Raw genomic sequence first — 16,210 nt, 5'->3', positions numbered from 1 at the left:
CGTTTCCTATCCGCTCATGGGGAGCTCGATCTTCACCCAGAGGCCTCCCAGCGGGGACGGGAAGGCCGCGATGGTTCCCGCGTGCGCCTCGACGATGCTCCGGCAGATCGACAGGCCAAGCCCCGCGCCGCCCATCTCCCGGTTGCGGGAGCTGTCCACCCGGTAGAGCCGGTCGAACAGCTTATCCAGGTCGCCCTCGGGGACGCCGGGCCCCGAATCCTGGAAATGGACCGTTGCCGCCGCGTCGCCCCGTTCGACAAAGACCCGAAGCCGCCCGCCGGGGTCGGTGTATTTCAGGGAATTCTCCAGGAGGTTGGAATACAGCTGGTGGAGCCGCTTGGAGTCGGCGAACAGGGGGCATGCCGTGCCGGTCGGAAGATCGGTCTCAAGGGAAATCCCCTTGCCGGCATATTCCGGGCGATACAGGTCCAGTGCCTGGGCCAGAGCCTCGGCCAGATCGGTGTCGGCCTTGCTGTACGTCAGGGCTCCGAGGTCGGAGAGGGAGAGATCGTAGAGGTCGTTCACCAGCCGGCTCAACCGGATCACCTCGCCGTGCAGGGAGCCGATCGCCTGGGGGGTCGCCGCGCGGATCCCGTCCTGCATGGCCTCGATCTCGCCGCGAAGGATGGACAGGGGCGTTCGCAGCTCGTGGGAGATGTCGGCGATCCACTGCCGGCGCGTCTGCTCGTGTTTCTCGAGAGTCAGGGCCAGGGTGTTGAAGTCCCGGGAAAGCCGGCCCATCTCGTCGGAGGACTCCACGGGAACACGCGTGTCGTAGTGTCCGGACGCCAGCCGGTGCGTGGCCGACGCCAGGACCCGGATCCGTTTGACCATCCGCTGCGCGAGGGGAATGGCGACCAGGGCCGCCAGGAAGACCATCGCCAGGGCAATGATGGCGAAGGCCTGCTTCTGTTCCGTGACAAAGCGCAGCTGGCGGGCGTCCGCGATCATTTTCAGGGGGAGCAACCCCAGGTACCCCACCGTTTTCTCCTCATGCAGCAGGGGCTTGAGCGGCAGGTTCTCCGGGAGGTCGGGGGGGGCGAAGATGCCCTGTTTCCCGGCATCCAGCAGCACCACCCTGCGCGCGAAGAGGTGGCGCGGTTCCGGCCGCATCTGCCCGGGCTGGCGCCCCGGTTCCCGGAACTGGTCGGGGAGGGAAGCACGGAGCAGCCGGCGCCAGCGTCTGGGATCGTCTTGCAGGAATCGCCAGGACCTCTCCAGGGCATACGCCTCTTCGAGCACCCCGGCGAGGGACTCGACGCGCTCCAGGTCCGCCTTGTTGACATAGTCGAGAAAGCCGCGGTGGAAGCTCCACCGCATCACCAGGAACATGCAGGCGACCACCCCGCAGGCGACTGCCAGCATGGCGAGAAACAGTTTGGTTTGGATCCGGATCTTCACCGCTGCTCCCGGAGAAAAAATCCAACGCTACGATTCCAAATAGCACAGGGGAATCGAGGAAAACCAGACATATCCCGACTTCTTCGCGAATTTCCTCATTTCCTCCTCATTTCCTCCACATTCGGCGGGTGTAATCAATCATGAAGGTGGAAATCCATCACGGAACGGAAAGGAGGTCGCGATGAAAAGGATGGAAGCAACGATCAGGAAAACGGCGGTGATTTTGGCGCTTGCGGCCATGGTCCCGGCCGCGGGGATAGCCTTCGGCGGCAACTGGGGCGGTGGAAGATCCAAAGGCCCTCCGCAGGAGGCGATCGACGCGTGCGCGGGCATGAGCGAGGGGGACGCGGTCCAGTTCACATCGCCCCGCGGCGATGCCGTGTCCGGCATCTGCCGGGACATCCGGGGCGGGATGGTCGCCGTTCCGGAAGGGAAGTTCTCAGGAAAGGACGGGGCAAAGGGTCCCGGGAAGCGTTTCGCCCGGATGGCAAGGAAACTCGATCTGACGGAGGCCCAGAAGGATCAGGTCAAGGCGATCCTTACATCCGAACGGGAACAGGCCGAGCCGCTCCGGCAGCAGCTTGCGGAGAACCGGGAGAATCTCCGGAAGGCCATCGAGGCCGAGCCGTTCAACGAGGCAACCGTGCGCGCCTTGGCGCAAAGCCAGAACGAAACGCGCGTCGAGCTGGTCGTGTCCCGGGCCCGGACCAAGAGCCAGATCTTCGCGCTGCTCTCTCCCGAGCAGCGGGAATTGGCAAAAAAACTCGGCCCGATGGAGGAAGGCCGGCACGGCCATCGCAACCGGAGGTAACGTCCTGACGGACGAATGGCAATGCGGAGAGCGGTTGCCGGGGTTTTTGTCCCGGCAACCGCTTCTTCTATCCACCCGGCGAACAAGAAGCTTTCGATCCTTAAGCGAATGCCGGATTGAGGGGAAGCGCTTTACTCCTTGGTCGTGAACATCCCCGGCCCCTTTTCCCCTAGTCTCCCGACCACCAGGAAAAGCTCTGAAGCGAGGTACCCCCCGGTGAGGACGAGGGCGGCGCGGACCAACCCCCGGACCATGAAGAGGATTCCTGCGAGAAAGTCGGTCCCTCCGGAGGCGGGGACGAACCAGGAGACGTCCCGAAGCAGATTGTAGGCGTTGCCCCGGGTAAACCAGATCAGGAGCCCTCCGCCCAGGGAGACGGAAGCGGAAAAGGCGGCGTATGCCTCCCCGGCGAGGAGCGACAGGACGGCGCACAGGGGAATGAGGGTGAACTCTCCATCGGGGAGGGATGCGATGTGGCCGGCACGAAGGATCGTAGCATGGACGACCATGTAGACGCCGGCGGCGAGACAGACCATGTAGACGATTCCGCCGAGGATCCCGGCCGCTTCCTGGCGGGAGATGAACTTCCAGGCGTCGACGAGCGCGACGAGTCCGGCGAACACGATCACGGCGGCGGAAATCCTGAGAAACCGTGCAAAATAGCCGCGGAAGGCGGACCCTTGGGCAAGGGTGTCGATGACGTGTCCGAAAAACAGGTAGCCTTCCAACGTTGCGGCTCCTTGTTTTGCTGCCGGGCGCGACGCAGCTTCCGGAGCGTGGATGTCTGCCGCGGCCGCCGGATGCATCGGACGGTTGTCAGTTGTCATGTTTATTCCCCCGGTTGCCCATCTTTTTATGTTCCTTGCGTTTTTGGTGATCATCGCCTCGGCCAACCTCTTTGAGCTCCCGGTAATGGGAGTTTTTCCACTGTCCGTACGGGACATGTTTTGCCTTTGCGTACCGGACTCGGTAATCCTTCGGAACCCGGACCACCTCCACCGGGACGACCCGGCGCTCCACCACCACCCACGGGCCGTTGCAGACCCGGGAGCGGTACCACCGGTCTCCTCGCGGCGACCACCAGAACCCCGCGTAGAAAAAGAGATCCGGATCCGAATCGGGAACGAAATAGACTCCGATCTCGGGGATCAGGACAATCCCGGCGGGTTCCACCACGACCACCGGCGGTGTGCCGATGTTGATGTTGAGGTTCAATCCCGCCGGCGCGGAATCGGGCAGGCTGGAAAGGGCAAGAACCGCGAGGACCGTGAAGACACCCGCCCTTGGGAAACGTCCTTTCATACGTACCTCCTTGTCTCAGTGTGCCCCTGACAACCATTGTCGAAGGCATGTCGTATCCATACTTATCGGCGCGTCAAGGCAGGATCTTCAACCGTCCGGGAAACCCTCTTCAGGCTTCGGGAGGCCTGCGTCCGGGCGGCCGGGTGAAGGGGGGCCGGACAGGGAGTGTGGGACGGCTTCCGGCATGCGCTTTGCTAGAGTGCATTTCGGAGGAATCCCGTCGGCGGGACGAAAACGGGTGTTTCCCGAGGCAGGGGAGGAAAATAATTCAATCCGTTCGGGTAGATAGACTGTAGGCACGACAACCCTTTCGCGATGAGACAGAAAAATGTCAGTCGATGGGACAAAGTTTGGCGGTCCATGGCCGCGCTGATTGTCGCGGTGCTGATGCTCTGCGGGACCAAAGGTTTGGCCCAGGATTGGTACATGATGGATTTCAATTCCGGGTATGGAACAGAATTCTCGGTGTTGGACACCTGCAAGTTGTGCCACACGGATGCTCCGTTTTACTACCCAACGATCAACGGTTTCGGATCCGATTTCGCCCGGTCTGACCTCGGGGCCCACACGTTCAACCAGGCGCTGGAGGATTGGGATTCGGACGGGTTGGCGTGGCGGTCCCCGAAGACGCCGGGGGGGCGGCCGAGCTCTCGAGTACCGTGTCGGCGGCCGGAGGCTGCTCCGTTGGCGGCTCCGGCGGAGGGTGGAGCGAGGCCTTCGGTTCCTTCGGGATCATCGCGTTCGTCTGGCTGGTCATTGCGCTCCTGAGGAGAAATCCGGGGAAAAAGGCGTAAACCCATGCAATGAATAAGGGTATGCCCCACGAACAGGGGGAAGGGGGCGGCGGCCGGGTGTTTTTGGCTGCCGCCTCCTCCCCGCTCCTCCCGCATCCGCTTCCGCATCCCATGAACAGCGTTCGACGGAACCCGGCAGGTTGCCTGCGTCATCTATAAGACAGTCTGGTATCTTGGGATACAGCGGACAACAAAGGCCGGGGGAGGTTCGCGATGGAACAAAAAGCGTTGGGGAAAAGCGATCTCAAGGTGTCGCGGTTGGGGCTGGGCTGCATGGGGATGTCGGAGTTCTACGGGACGGGCGACGAAACGGAATCGATCCGGACGATCCACCGGGCGCTGGAGATGGGAATGAACTTTCTCGACACGGCCGATATCTACGGGGTGGGCCGCAACGAGGTGCTCGTCGGGAAGGCGATCCGCGACCGCAGGGACAAGGCGGTGCTGGCGACCAAGTTCGGCAACGTCCGGGGGGCGGACGGGAGCTGGCTGGGCGTCAACGGGAAGCCCGAGTATGTCCGAAGCTGCTGCGAGGCAAGCCTCAAGCGGCTGGGAGTGGCCGTGATCGACCTGTATTACCAGCACCGGGTCGATCCGGAAACCCCCATCGAGGAGACGGTCGGGGCGATGGCGGAACTCGTGCGGCAGGGAAAGGTGCGGTACCTGGGGCTGTCCGAGGCGGCGCCCGCGACGATCCGCAGGGCGTGCGCGGTGCACCCGATCGCGGCGTTGCAGTCGGAATACTCCCTGTGGACGCGCGAGCCGGAACAGGAGATCCTGCCGACCTGCCGGGAGCTGGGGGTCGGCTTCGTTCCCTACAGCCCGCTGGGCCGGGGGATCTTCGGGGGGAAGATCAAGAGCCTGAACGACGTGGAAGAGGGAGACTACCGGCGCAACAACCCCCGCTACGCCGCGGAAAACCTGCCGCACAACCTGTCTCTCGTGGAGCGGCTCGAGCAGATCGCCGTCGAAAAGAAGTGCCGGCCCGCCCAGCTTGCCCTGGCGTGGCTGCTCGCCCGGGGGCCGGACATCTTCCCCATCCCGGGGACCAAGCGGGTGGAGCGGCTGGAGGAAAACGCCGGGGCGCTCAAGGTATCGCTGACGCCGGGGGATGTCGCGCGGCTCGCCGCGGCGTTCCCTGTCGGAGCAGCCAAGGGGACGCGCTACCACGAACAGGCGATGAAGGCCCTGAACCGGTAGGGGATCCCCTGCAAGGACGTCGGTGCCGGCGTTGCGGACGACGAGCCCGGAGGCCGGCTTCCGCATTTTCATCGCCCGTTTTTCGCCTTGACAGCCCCTTGCACCGCTCCATATCGTGAAATCCTGCCATTCCGTGGGCGCAGACCGCAGCAGGCCTTGTGGGCCGGAATCGAAGGTTCCGGCGTTTTCATAAAGGAGCAGAGGTGCTGATCGGGCGAGGCGTTCGTTGGTTCAATAAACAACGGCACGTCAAGGGGAAAAAAGGAGGAAGGAGCGATGCGGAGAGGACCGTTGGTTGTCGTTTGTGCCCTCATGGGGCTCATGGCGTTTCTACCCTCCGGATCGGTTCAGGCCCAGACGATCCGGATCGGCATCAACGCCCCGCTCACCGGGGATATCCCCAAGGTGGGCGAGGGGACGAAGTTCGCGGCCCAGATGTGGCTCGAGAACGTGAAAGCCGCCGGGGGGCTTACGGTGGGCGGGAAGAAGTACCCGGTGGAGCTCGTCATCGAGGACAACGAGTCCAAGGCGGAATCCGCCGTGAAGGCCGCCACCAAGATGATCACCGAGGACGAGGTGCTCGTCATGGTGGGACCGCAGGCCTCCAAGCAGGCGGTGCCCGCGGGCGGGATCGCGAACAACTACAAGACGCCGATGATCACCCCGTGGTCCACCAACCCCGACACCACCAAGGACCGGCCCTACGTGTTCCGCGCCTGCTTCCTCGATCCCTTCCAGGGGCCGGTGCTGGCCAATTTCATCACCCAGGAGTTCAAGTTCAAGAAAGCCGCGGTCCTCTACGACGTGGCGAGCGACTACCCCAAGGGCCTTGCCGAGTTCTTCAGGAAGGCCTGGGAAGGGCTCCACGGGGCCGGGTCCGTCGTGGCCTACGAAAGCTTCACCACCAAGGACACCGACTTCAGCTCCCAGCTGACGAAGATCAACAATTCGGGCGCCGAGGTGCTGTTCACCCCCCAGTACTACAACGAGGTGGCCCTGATCGTGCAGCAGGCCCACCAGCTGGGGTGGAAGAAACCGATCGTGGGGAGCGACAGCTGGGGCTCGGCCGAGACGGTCACCCTCTGCGGCAAGGACTGCTACGGGCTCTTCTTCAGCACCCACTACGCGGCGGCCGGCGCCACGGGGGCGACCAAGGCGTTCATCGACCGGTACCAGAAGAAGCACGGCTACGTGCCCGACGACGTGGCCGCGCTCACCTGGGACGCCATGCTGCTCGTGCAGCAGGCGGTCCAGGACACCGGCGGGCTCACGGGGGACCTGAAGAAGGACCGGGACAACGTCCGCTCGGCGATGGCCCGGACCCAGAAGTTCAAGGGGATCACCGGCGAGATGACCTTCACCGGGGGGGGCGACCCGAGCAAGTGCGCCGTCATCGTCCGGATCAGCGACAAGGGCCAGTTCGAGTTCTACAAGTCCGCCTGTCCCTAGGGAGCGTCAGCGCAGGAGAGGCGATTCCGCGATCGACCCCGCACGATGACGTAAATTTGTTTTGACGGAAAGGCGGGCCCGGGACGTATTGTCCCGGCCCGCCTTTGTCGAAAGCGCAGGCGACGAAGCGATGGTCATTTTCCTCCAGAACCTGGTCAACGCCCTCCAGTGGGGGAGTTTCTATGCCCTGATCGCGCTGGGGTACTCCATGGTGTACAGCATCCTCATGCTCTTCAACTTCGCACACGGCGACATCTTCATGGTCGGGGCGTACATCGGCTTCGGGGTTTCCATGGGCCTCATCGCCCTTGCCTCCCTGGGCGCCGTCGCCATGCCCAGCTGGTTGCTCCTCGTGCTGACCATCCTCTTCTCCATGTTCCTGACCTCGTTCGTCGGCCTGATCGTGGAGCGGGTAGGGTATCGGCCCTTGCGGGACGCGCCAAGGGCCTCGGCCGCGATCACGGGACTGATGATCGGCATCATTCTGGAGACCGGCAACCTGGCCCTGCTGGGGGCGCGGAGGGTCAGTTTCCCTTCCCTGATCGAGACCACGACCTATAACTGGGGCGGCGTGTTCCTCACCAACAAGAAGATCATGATCGTTCTCGTGTCGCTGTTCCTCACCTTCGCCCTGCACCAGTTCGTCCGTAGGACGAAGTGGGGGATGGCCATGCGTGCGATGGCCTTCGACTTCGCCGTCGTGCCCCTGATGGGGGTGCCGCTGAACACCATGGCCGCCCTCACGTTTGCGATCGGGTCCGCGCTGGCGGCCGCCGCGGGGATCCTCTTCGGGGTCGCCTATCCGGTATTGGACCCGTATATGGGCATTCTCATCGGATGGAAGGCGTTCGTGGCCGCCATCCTGGGGGGGCGGGGCTCAATCATCGGGGCCACGCTCGCCGGCTTCCTGCTGGGGTTCACCGAGATCTTCGTGGCCATGATCTTCCCCTCGACGCTGCGCGACCTGATTGCCTACTCCATCATCCTGCTGATCCTGACGATCCGGCCGCACGGATTTTTCGGGGAACCGTACAGCGCGCGGTTGAGGCTGTAGCCGCCCACGGTCATGGAGAGAGGAAGCGGGACGGGGGTGGAAGGGGTGAGGGCGACGGGCCGGAATCTCTGGAAGACGTTTTCCCGGGTCCCCCTGCTGGGCTGGCTTGCCGGCGTCCTGGTCGCGGTCACGCTGGAACGCCTCGCGGGCGCTCCCCTCGCGCTGGCCCTGGGGCTGCAGAAAGTGCCGGTCCTGTTCGGTTTCGTGATCATGCTGAAAAAACCCGCCCTGATCCCCGGGGCGGTCCTGTACGTCCTGCTGATCTACGCGGTGCCCACGGCCGTCGTGACCCGGCTTGGCATCTCCCCGGCGAACCGGCTCGCCGCATGGCTTGTCCGTTTCCCGAAGGCGATCCCGGTCGCCGTTCACCTGGCCCTGCTGTACGCGGCCCTGCACCTCTGGGCGGGAATCAGCGACTACCGCGTCCTCGTGCTCAAGCTCACCCTGATCGCCGTGATGGTCACCCTGAGCCTGAACGTGATCAACGGCTACATGGGCGAGTTCTCCTGCTCCCACCCGGGGTTCATGGCCATCGGCGCCTACTTCGCCTCGGTGTTCACCGTGGGGCTGTTCGTCAACGATCAATTCTTCGGCGGCGTTTTCCTCTCCCCGGCCCTGGGGCCGTTCCTGTTCCCGGTCGGCCTGGTCCTGGGCGGATTCGTGGCATCGTTCGGGGCCCTGGCCGTCGCGATCCCCTCCTTTCGAACGAGGGGCGATTACCTGGCCATCATCTCCCTGGCGTTCCTGTTCATCGTCAAGAGCCTGATCGAGAACCTGGAATTCGTCCGGGGGTCGCGGGGCCTGAGCGGGCAGCCGGATTGGGCGACACTCCCCACGGTGTTCGCCTGGACCGTCCTCTGCGTGTGGAGCGTCAACAATTTCGTTCGCTCGACGGTCGGGAAGGCCCTTTGCGCGGTGCGCGACAACGAAATGGCGGCCGAAGCCATGACGGTGAACACCCGGCGGACCAAGATCGTGGCGTTTCTCTTCGCGGCCTTCTGGGCGGGCGTGGCGGGCGGGCTTTTCGCGCACGTGCTCCGGTACGTGAACCCGTCGACCTTCGGCATCCAGAAGCTCGCCGAGGTTCTGGCCATGGTCTACTTCGGGGGGCTGAACTCGGTGTACGGGTCGATCGTCGGCGCCGTCAGCATCAGTCTCCTCGGGGAAGCCCTGCGCCCGTTGGAGATTTTCAAGTGGATCATCATTCCGCTCCTGCTCATCCTCGTGATGATCTATCGCCCGACGGGGCTGATCGCGTTCAAGGATCTCGACGTCACGGCCCTGATCCAGCCGAAGCGGAAACCGGAGGGTGAGGCATGACGGCGCCGTTCCTCCAGATTCGCAACATGTCCCATGACTTCGGAGGATTGCGCGCCGTCCGGAACTACAGTCTGGAGGCGGGATCCGGCCAGATCCGCGGGTTGATCGGCCCCAACGGGGCGGGAAAGACCACCATCTTCAACCTCATCACAGGCATCTACCAGCCCACGGAAGGGGAGATCCTCCTGGACGGCCGGAAAATCAACGGCCTTCCGCCTCACCGGATCGCCTCCATGGGGGTGAGCAGGACTTTTCAGAACCTGCTGTTGTGGAGACACATGACCGTCGTCGATCACGTAAAGCTGGCCCGCTACTCGAAGATCCGGTACGGATTGTTCGGGGCGTTCTGCGGCACACCCGGGCATCACCGGGAGGAAGCCGAGATCGAGGAGAAGGCGCTGCGCCTCCTGGAGATGATGGGGATCCGCCATCTCGCGGATCAGGTCGTCCACAACCTGCCGTACGGCGCCCAGAGAAGGGTGGAGATGGCCCGTGCTATGGCCACGGAACCCAGGATCCTGCTCCTGGACGAGCCGACGGCGGGGATGAACCCGGAAGAACTGGTGCAGATCATGGAGATCATCCGCCGGGTCCACGGCGAGTTCGGGCTGTCGATCCTTCTCATCGAGCACAGGATGAAGGTGGTCATGGAGCTGTGCGAGACTATCCAGACACTCGACTTCGGCGCGCTCATCGCGGAGGGGACGCCCGAGGAGATCCAGAACGACCCCAGGGTCATCGAGGCCTATCTGGGCAAGGAGAGGGCGGTCTGATGCTGCTGTCGGTGGAGGACCTGCGGGTTTCCTACGACAACATCAAGGCCCTTCACGGGATCGGCTTCCGGATCGACGAGGGGGAGATCGTGTGCATCATCGGAGCCAACGGGGCGGGAAAAAGCACAACCCTGCGGGCGATTTCCCGACTTGTCCCGGTCCAAGCGGGGACGAAAATGACGTTCCGGGGAAAGGACCTGCTCCAATACCCTGCGGACAAGGTGGTCAGCGGGCTCGGCATCTCCCATGTACCCGAAGGAAGGCGCCTGTTCGACAACCTGACGGTCCTGGAGAACCTTCGGCTCGCCACCTTTGCCAGGAAGGACGGAAAGGCGATCCGGAACGATCTGGAACGGGTATTCTCGATCTTCCCGAGGCTTTTTGAGCGGCAGGGCCAGAAGGCCGGAACGCTCAGCGGAGGCGAGCAGCAGATGCTGGCCGTCGGGCGGGCGTTCATGAGCGGCAGGAAGATGATGCTCCTGGACGAGCCCTCCATGGGGTTGGCTCCCCTGCTCATGACGAGCGTGTTCGACTCGCTCAGGGAGATCAACCGCGAGGGAACCACTCTCCTGGTCGTCGAGCAGAATGCCCGCATGGCGCTTCAGTTCGCCGGTCGAGGGTATGTGCTGGAGAACGGCCGGATCGTGCTCGAGGGCGGGTCCGAGGAACTTCTTTTGAACCCCCGGGTCAAGAAAGCCTACCTCGGGGGATGATCGCCGGTTTCCAAAACGGGTTGACTTCGGTTAGGATGAAGATATAGTTTCCGGAACCGAATCTTTGAAATCCAGCCCGCCCTGTAGGAGGCAGATGTGTCCTATGCGAAACCTCACGCGGGAGTGCAGCCAGTAAGGCATCAGTGGAACAGGATCCCCGTCTCGGAGATCGGTTTTTCCTCTCCCACCCGTCTGGAAAACGGGAAATTGTTCATCCATATCGATGAGTTGGCCGAACTGTTGCAATCCGATCCCAACATCGGGGATGTCCGGTTCGAGATTGCCCGTCCCGGGGAATCGGTCCGGATCATTCCCGTCAAGGACGTCATCGAACCCCGGTTGAGCCTGATCCCGGGGTATCCGGGTTTTCCCGGAGTGCTTTCCGCATGGGATCCGGACGCCGGCGGGGTTCCCTCCGGGGAGATCGCGTCGCTGTCCGGGATGGTCGTGACCACCGTGGGATCGATCGTGGGCTTCCAGGAAGGGTTGATCGACATGTCCGGCCCGGGCGCCCGGTACTCGCTCTTTTCCGGAAAGCTCCACCTGGTGCTGGACATCACCGTGAAGGAGGGGACGAAGCGGCACGATCACGAAAAAACGGTCCGGATGGCCGGGATCAAGGCCTCCGATTACATCGCCAGGTCCGTCCTGAACGGGCCGCTGCCCTCCGGCAGCAGGGAAACCCTGACCAACCCGGAATATCCCGGCTCCCCCGGTTCCCCGAAACGCGCCGGGCGAAACGGGTTGCCCCGGATCGCCTACCTGTACATGCTCCAGTCGCAGGGCCTGCTGCACGACACCTACTATTGCGGGGTGGATGTCAAGACGATGCTGCCCCGGCGGATCGTGCCGACGGAAGTGCTGTTCGGCGCCATCGTCTCCGGAAATTGCGTCTCGGCGTGCGACAAGAACACGACCTATCATCAGCAGAACAACCCCATCATCCTCGAGCTCCTGCGCAGGCACGGGACGGACTGGGATTTCGTCGGCTGCGTCATCACCAACGAGAACGTCACGCTGGGGGACAAGCAGCGGTCGTCCACGCTGTCGGCCGAGCTCATCGCCTCGCTCTCTCCCGACGGCGTCATCGTTTCCAAGGAGGGGTTCGGCAACCCCGACGCCGATCTCATGATGAACTGCTCCAAGATCGAGGCGCACGGCATCAAGACGGTCCTGCTCACCGACGAATTCGCGGGACAGGACGGCGCCTCGCAATCGCTGGTCGACAGCCACCCGAAGGCCGACGCGATCGTGTCCACCGGAAACGCCAACGAAGTGATCGTGCTTCCGCCGCTGGAAAAGGTGATCGGAGACGACCGCGTCATCACGGAGCTGGCCGGCGGCTCCAACAAATGCCGCCTTCCGGGCGGCAGCGTCGCCATCGAGCTGCAGGCGCTCATCGGGTCCACCAACCAGCTGGGTTTCGAAAGAATATCCTCGAGGTTCAAATAGATGGCCGCGACCTCCCGAAACAGGAAAACCCGGATCGTCCATTACGTGAACCAGTTCTTCGGGGGCGTGGGCGGCGAAGAGAAGGCCGACTGCGAGCCCTTCACGATCCAGGGTCCGCAGGGACCCGGCCGCCTCCTGGAGAAGATGTTCCGCGAGGAGAACGCGGACGTCGAAATCGTCGCCACGGTCGTCTGCGGCGACAGCTATTTCGCCGACAACCAGGAAAAGGTCCTTCGGGAACTGATTCCCGCGATCCAGGGACACCGTCCGGATCTGGTCGTCGCCGGGCCGGCGTTCAATGCCGGACGATACGGAATGGCCTGCGGCGCGATCTGCCAGGTTTTGGAGCCGCTGGGCATTCCTTCCGTCACCGCCATGTACAAGGAGAACCCGGGGGTGGACCAGTACCGGAAGACGGTTCTGATCGTCGAATCCGCCAACAACGTGACCGGCATGGAAGATGCGGTCCGGAAGATGGTCCGGCTCTGCATCAAGAGGCTGCGCGGGGAGGAGATCGAGTTCCCCAAGGCCGAAGGGTGCTTCGAGCAGGGCATCCGGAAGAATTATTTCCATGAGGAGCCGGCCTACCGGCGCGCCATAGACATGCTTCTTCGGAAGATCCACGGGGAGCCGTTCGACACCGAATATCCGATCCCCTTTTTCGACCGTGTCGAGCCGCGGCCGGCCCTTGCCGACCTGAAGGGGATAACGATCGCCCTGGTCACCTCCGGCGGCATCGTACCCAAGGGAAATCCGGACCATATCGAAAGCTCGAGCGCCTCCAAGTACGGGAAATATTCCCTGGAGGGACTGGAGACGCTGGATGCCAAAACCCATCAGTCCGCGCACGGCGGATACGACAACACCTATGCCAACGAGGATCCCAACCGGGTGCTTCCCATCGACATGATGAGGGAGCTGGAAAAGGAGCTGGGGTTCAAGCCGCACCCGTGGTATTACGCCACCGTGGGAAACGGGACCTCGGTGGACAACGCCCGGAAATTCGCGAAGGAGATCGCGGTCGAGCTGATCCGGGACGGAGTCCAGGCCGTCATCCTCACTTCCACTTGAGGAACATGCACTCGTTGCGGGGCAACGATGGCAAAAGAGATCGAGAGGGCGGGGATTCCGGTGGCTCACGTGTGCTCCATCATCACCATATCGCAGACCGTGGGGGCCAACAGGATCGTTCCGGCCGTCGCCATACCCCATCCGCTGGGAAACCCCAAGCTCCCGCTGGCGGAAGAGAAAGAGCTGCGGCGGAACCTGTTGAAGAAAGCGTTTGCCGCGCTCCAGACACCCGTCGAAGAGCAGACCGTCTTTTCATGACACCGGCCAACGACGGGGATCCATCCGGATGAGCATGGGAGAGCATCTCGTCGAGGTCGGCGAGGGGGATTTCGAGAAAGAGGTGGTGGAGTCGGGGATTCCCGTTCTCGTGGACTTCTTCACTCCTCCATGCGCCCCCTGCAAGGCCCTCGTTCCCGTCCTGGAGCGGGCGGCCAGGAAATTCCCGAACGTCAAGGTCGTCAAGGTCAACGCCTGGAACAGCCAGGGCCTTTGTGCCCGGTTCAAGATCGTGGGTGTTCCGGCGCTTCTGTTTTTCAAGGGCGGACAAAACGTTCTCCGGATCGACGGGTTCGACGACTCAACCGAAAAACAGATCGAAGACCGCTTGAACGATATCCTGGGGAACTGATGTGATTGCAAGCCAGGTCATCATCCAGGCATGTGCCAATATCCTCGTTCATCTTCCCGATTTCGTACGTCACGGCTCCAAGCCATCCAGAGAGATAAAGAAGCATCCGGACCTCGAGGAAAAAATAAAAGGTCGTTTACGTACCTTTGAGGAAGCCGTGCGCTACGCCCCCAATCAGGTCTTCATCGGAAACATGGAGCCGGACGCGCTTCGATCGCTGGAAAAGCCGTGGTTCCGACATCTCCTGAATCGTGACGGCGCGTTCGGCCGGACCGGCCCGTTCGGGGAGATCATGCCCCAGGAGGAGTTCTACGCTCTCCTGAAGGCGGCGACGGACGAATCCTCCTACGACCTGGTCTGGCTGGAAAACCGTTTTCTGAAGGAAATCGCTCTGCCGGCGATCGCCGATCATCCCCTGTGCCGATCCGACGATCTGCTTCAGAAGTTGCGCCATGGCAAAAGCGGAGAGGAAATACGGAAGAAAATAGACCTGGACCATTCGGTGCCTCTCTACCATCAGGGTGCCCTGATCGGCTGTTTTCAGAGGCATCATGACGAGGACGAATCGCTTGCGGCCCTCGTGCTGATGGAGAATCTGATGACCAAGGCTTCGGCGTTTCTGGCGCTCCGGCATCTGCTGGACCGTTCGAAATGCGATGCATCGGAGATCGATTTCATCATCAGCTGTTCGGAGGAGGCAGCCGGCGACCGGTATCAGCGGGGCGGTGGCAACCTGGCCCGCGCCATCGGCGAAATGGCCGGGTGCCGCAGCGCCATCTCCTGCGACGTCAAATCCTTCTGCGTCGGCCCCCATTACGGCATTCTCCACGCGGCCGCTCTGGTCAAGGCCGGGTTGTTCCGAAAGGTGGCCGTCGTGGCCGGGGGGTCGCTCGCCAAGCTGGGGATGAAATTCCAGGGGCATCTCGATAAAGACATGCCGGTTCTGGAAGACCTGATCGGGGGAGTGGCCTTCCTGGTGACCGAAGACGACGGCTACTCGCCCATCCTTCGGCTCGATCTGCTGGGGAAATACCCGATCGGCGCGGGAGGGTCGCAGCAGCGCATCCAGGAGAGCCTGATCCTGGAGCCGCTGAAGGCCCACGGATTGAAATTGACGGACATCGACCGTTATGCCACCGAACTGCAGAATCCGGAGATCACGCTGCCGATCGGCCAGGACGACATCCCCCTGAAGAACTACCGGCTGATCGCGGCACTGGCCGTCCAGCAGAAAGAGATCGAAAAGTCCCAGATGAACGAATTCATCGAAAAACGGGGGCTGGTCGGCTTTGCGCCGACGCAGGGGCACATCCCCGCCGGCGTTTCCTATATCGCGCACGGAATCCGGGAAATCCTGGAAGGGAAGAAAAAGCGTATCATGATCGTAGCCAAAGGGAGCCCGTTCCTGACCCGGATGACGAACCTGTCGGACGGTCTGTCTCTCGTGCTGGGGGAAAATCCGAAACGTGCAGAGGAGGGGAGCAATGCTTGAAGGGAAAAAAGTGATCGCCTTCGGGGACGGCCAGGAGATCAAGGCCGAGTCGCTGAAAAGGTGCCTGGAGGCGGCCGGGGCGCAGGTCATACTGGTCCGGGATGCCTGTTTCGTCTGAACGGCCGCCCTGGCGCTTGACTCGGTGAGTCAGGAAGAGATCAAGAAGGCGGCGGATGAACATACGTCGGAGAACCTGATCGTGGTGTGGGGTGTCACCAACGAGCAATATCTCGAAATCGGCTCCCGGACGGTCATGGAGGGCGACCCCAGCTGGTCCGGCCCTTTGGCGGGAGAAGGTCTTCATCTGAAGGTCTTCCATGTTTTGGAACCGGGAATCAAGGATCATATTCCGCAGGAAGTGTACGACGAAGAGCTGATGCTTCTGGAGCTTGCGGTCGGCGACGAAAAGATCGGGAAAACGATTGCCATGATGGAGGGGTTCCGCGCGCAGCCGGTGACCCGGTAAGTCGGTTTCGTCTCAGGAACTGCCGCGTTTCGTTTTATCGAGGATGCCGTGCGGGACGCTCTCGAACGCATCCTGGAATGTCTTCTCGGGCTCCGTCAGGCGATCCCTTTCGCGACTCCCCCCGGAACCGGTTATTTTTCGGAGCACGCTCCTGCAGGACACCCCAGGGGTTGCGTTCGTTCCACGAGTCGGACATCCTTCCGATACAGGAGGACTCCCATGCCGCTTTCGCCCTGGAAGAAGCTCTCGGAGTCGGTTCTGTTCCGGAACCCCTACTGGACCTA

At 62.6% G+C, this 16,210-nt stretch carries 17 protein-coding genes; 14 read left to right on the top strand and 3 right to left on the bottom strand.

All coding sequences use genetic code 11. The features are described 5' to 3' along the window. Positions 1-6: 6 nt before the first annotated feature. On the bottom strand, positions 7-1,401 hold the full coding sequence (locus A2X88_10140) for a hypothetical protein (GenBank protein ID OGP35810.1): 1,395 nt from the start codon (positions 1,399-1,401) through the stop codon (positions 7-9). 181 nt (positions 1,402-1,582) lie between these two features. On the opposite strand from A2X88_10140, the gene A2X88_10135 reads away from it, so the two are divergent. After that, positions 1,583-2,212 carry a hypothetical protein gene (locus A2X88_10135; GenBank protein ID OGP35809.1) on the top strand — a complete coding sequence of 210 codons (630 nt, stop codon included), beginning with the start codon at positions 1,583-1,585 and terminating at the stop codon, positions 2,210-2,212. A gap of 131 nt (positions 2,213-2,343) precedes the next feature. Here A2X88_10135 and A2X88_10130 read toward each other — a convergent pair whose 3' ends face one another. Then, on the bottom strand, positions 2,344-2,940 hold the full coding sequence (locus A2X88_10130; protein ID OGP35808.1) for a hypothetical protein: 597 nt from the start codon (positions 2,938-2,940) through the stop codon (positions 2,344-2,346). 88 nt (positions 2,941-3,028) lie between these two features. Next, positions 3,029-3,514, bottom strand: a complete 486-nt coding sequence (locus tag A2X88_10125; protein ID OGP35807.1) for a hypothetical protein — start codon at positions 3,512-3,514, stop codon at positions 3,029-3,031. Positions 3,515-4,125: 611 nt separating this feature from the next. Between A2X88_10125 and A2X88_10120 the strand changes: the two genes are divergently transcribed. The 13 genes from A2X88_10120 (at position 4,126) to A2X88_10060 (ending at position 15,926) form a co-directional block, all read left to right on the top strand. Continuing rightward, on the top strand, positions 4,126-4,308 hold the full coding sequence (locus A2X88_10120; GenBank protein ID OGP35806.1) for a hypothetical protein: 183 nt from the start codon (positions 4,126-4,128) through the stop codon (positions 4,306-4,308). A 213-nt stretch (positions 4,309-4,521) separates the two neighbouring features. Continuing rightward, the gene (locus A2X88_10115; protein ID OGP35805.1) at positions 4,522-5,508 is read left to right on the top strand and encodes an aldo/keto reductase; all 987 of its coding nucleotides are present in this window, start codon (positions 4,522-4,524) and stop codon (positions 5,506-5,508) included. Between the two features lie 276 nt (positions 5,509-5,784). Next, positions 5,785-6,957, top strand: a complete 1,173-nt coding sequence (locus A2X88_10110) for a branched-chain amino acid ABC transporter substrate-binding protein (protein ID OGP35804.1) — start codon at positions 5,785-5,787, stop codon at positions 6,955-6,957. A gap of 130 nt (positions 6,958-7,087) precedes the next feature. Continuing rightward, positions 7,088-8,011, top strand: coding sequence for an ABC transporter permease (locus A2X88_10105; protein OGP35844.1), 924 nt, complete (start codon positions 7,088-7,090; stop codon positions 8,009-8,011). A gap of 12 nt (positions 8,012-8,023) precedes the next feature. After that, positions 8,024-9,331: an ABC transporter permease gene (locus tag A2X88_10100; protein ID OGP35803.1), complete on the top strand. Its 1,308-nt coding sequence runs from the start codon at positions 8,024-8,026 to the stop codon at positions 9,329-9,331. Continuing rightward, positions 9,328-10,104, top strand: coding sequence for a high-affinity branched-chain amino acid ABC transporter ATP-binding protein LivG (gene livG, locus A2X88_10095; GenBank protein ID OGP35802.1), 777 nt, complete (start codon positions 9,328-9,330; stop codon positions 10,102-10,104). The genes A2X88_10100 and livG overlap by 4 nt, the downstream gene beginning before the upstream one ends. Continuing rightward, a complete protein-coding gene (locus A2X88_10090; protein OGP35801.1) occupies positions 10,104-10,817 on the top strand; it encodes an ABC transporter ATP-binding protein in 714 nt (237 codons plus the stop codon). The genes livG and A2X88_10090 overlap by 1 nt, the downstream gene beginning before the upstream one ends. Before the next feature lie 123 nt (positions 10,818-10,940). Next, entirely contained in the window at positions 10,941-12,269 is a 1,329-nt protein-coding gene (locus tag A2X88_10085; GenBank protein ID OGP35843.1) for a hypothetical protein, read from the top strand. Further along, positions 12,270-13,340, top strand: a complete 1,071-nt coding sequence (locus tag A2X88_10080; protein OGP35800.1) for a beta-aspartate methyltransferase — start codon at positions 12,270-12,272, stop codon at positions 13,338-13,340. Between the two features lie 27 nt (positions 13,341-13,367). After that, positions 13,368-13,598, top strand: coding sequence for a glycine reductase (locus A2X88_10075; GenBank protein ID OGP35799.1), 231 nt, complete (start codon positions 13,368-13,370; stop codon positions 13,596-13,598). Positions 13,599-13,632: 34 nt separating this feature from the next. Beyond that, a complete protein-coding gene (locus A2X88_10070; GenBank protein ID OGP35842.1) occupies positions 13,633-13,968 on the top strand; it encodes a hypothetical protein in 336 nt (111 codons plus the stop codon). 1 nt (position 13,969) lies between these two features. Further along, positions 13,970-15,460 carry a hypothetical protein gene (locus A2X88_10065; GenBank protein OGP35798.1) on the top strand — a complete coding sequence of 497 codons (1,491 nt, stop codon included), beginning with the start codon at positions 13,970-13,972 and terminating at the stop codon, positions 15,458-15,460. 127 nt (positions 15,461-15,587) lie between these two features. Continuing rightward, positions 15,588-15,926, top strand: coding sequence for a hypothetical protein (locus A2X88_10060; GenBank protein ID OGP35797.1), 339 nt, complete (start codon positions 15,588-15,590; stop codon positions 15,924-15,926). The last annotated feature ends 284 nt before the right edge of the window (positions 15,927-16,210 follow it).

The organism is Deltaproteobacteria bacterium GWC2_65_14 (assembly GCA_001797615.1).
Taxonomy (GTDB): Bacteria; Desulfobacterota; Deferrimicrobia; order Deferrimicrobiales; family Deferrimicrobiaceae; genus GWC2-65-14.
The sequence above is the reverse complement of the archived record's forward strand: the minus strand, read 5'-3'. Positions and strand labels throughout refer to the sequence as shown.

What these genes read in the sequence shown, in the direction of transcription:
- A2X88_10135 (OGP35809.1), top strand. Translation starts at nt 1,583, where the DNA reads ATGAAAAGGATGGAAGCAACGATCAGGAAAACGGCGGTGATTTTGGCG.
- A2X88_10125 (OGP35807.1), bottom strand. Translation starts at nt 3,514, where the DNA reads ATGAAAGGACGTTTCCCAAGGGCGGGTGTCTTCACGGTCCTCGCGGTT.
- A2X88_10115 (OGP35805.1), top strand. Translation starts at nt 4,522, where the DNA reads ATGGAACAAAAAGCGTTGGGGAAAAGCGATCTCAAGGTGTCGCGGTTG.
- A2X88_10110 (OGP35804.1), top strand. Translation starts at nt 5,785, where the DNA reads ATGCGGAGAGGACCGTTGGTTGTCGTTTGTGCCCTCATGGGGCTCATG.
- A2X88_10105 (OGP35844.1), top strand. Translation starts at nt 7,088, where the DNA reads ATGGTCATTTTCCTCCAGAACCTGGTCAACGCCCTCCAGTGGGGGAGT.
- A2X88_10100 (OGP35803.1), top strand. Translation starts at nt 8,024, where the DNA reads ATGGAGAGAGGAAGCGGGACGGGGGTGGAAGGGGTGAGGGCGACGGGC.
- livG (OGP35802.1), top strand. Translation starts at nt 9,328, where the DNA reads ATGACGGCGCCGTTCCTCCAGATTCGCAACATGTCCCATGACTTCGGA.
- A2X88_10090 (OGP35801.1), top strand. Translation starts at nt 10,104, where the DNA reads ATGCTGCTGTCGGTGGAGGACCTGCGGGTTTCCTACGACAACATCAAG.
- A2X88_10080 (OGP35800.1), top strand. Translation starts at nt 12,270, where the DNA reads ATGGCCGCGACCTCCCGAAACAGGAAAACCCGGATCGTCCATTACGTG.
- A2X88_10075 (OGP35799.1), top strand. Translation starts at nt 13,368, where the DNA reads ATGGCAAAAGAGATCGAGAGGGCGGGGATTCCGGTGGCTCACGTGTGC.
- A2X88_10070 (OGP35842.1), top strand. Translation starts at nt 13,633, where the DNA reads ATGGGAGAGCATCTCGTCGAGGTCGGCGAGGGGGATTTCGAGAAAGAG.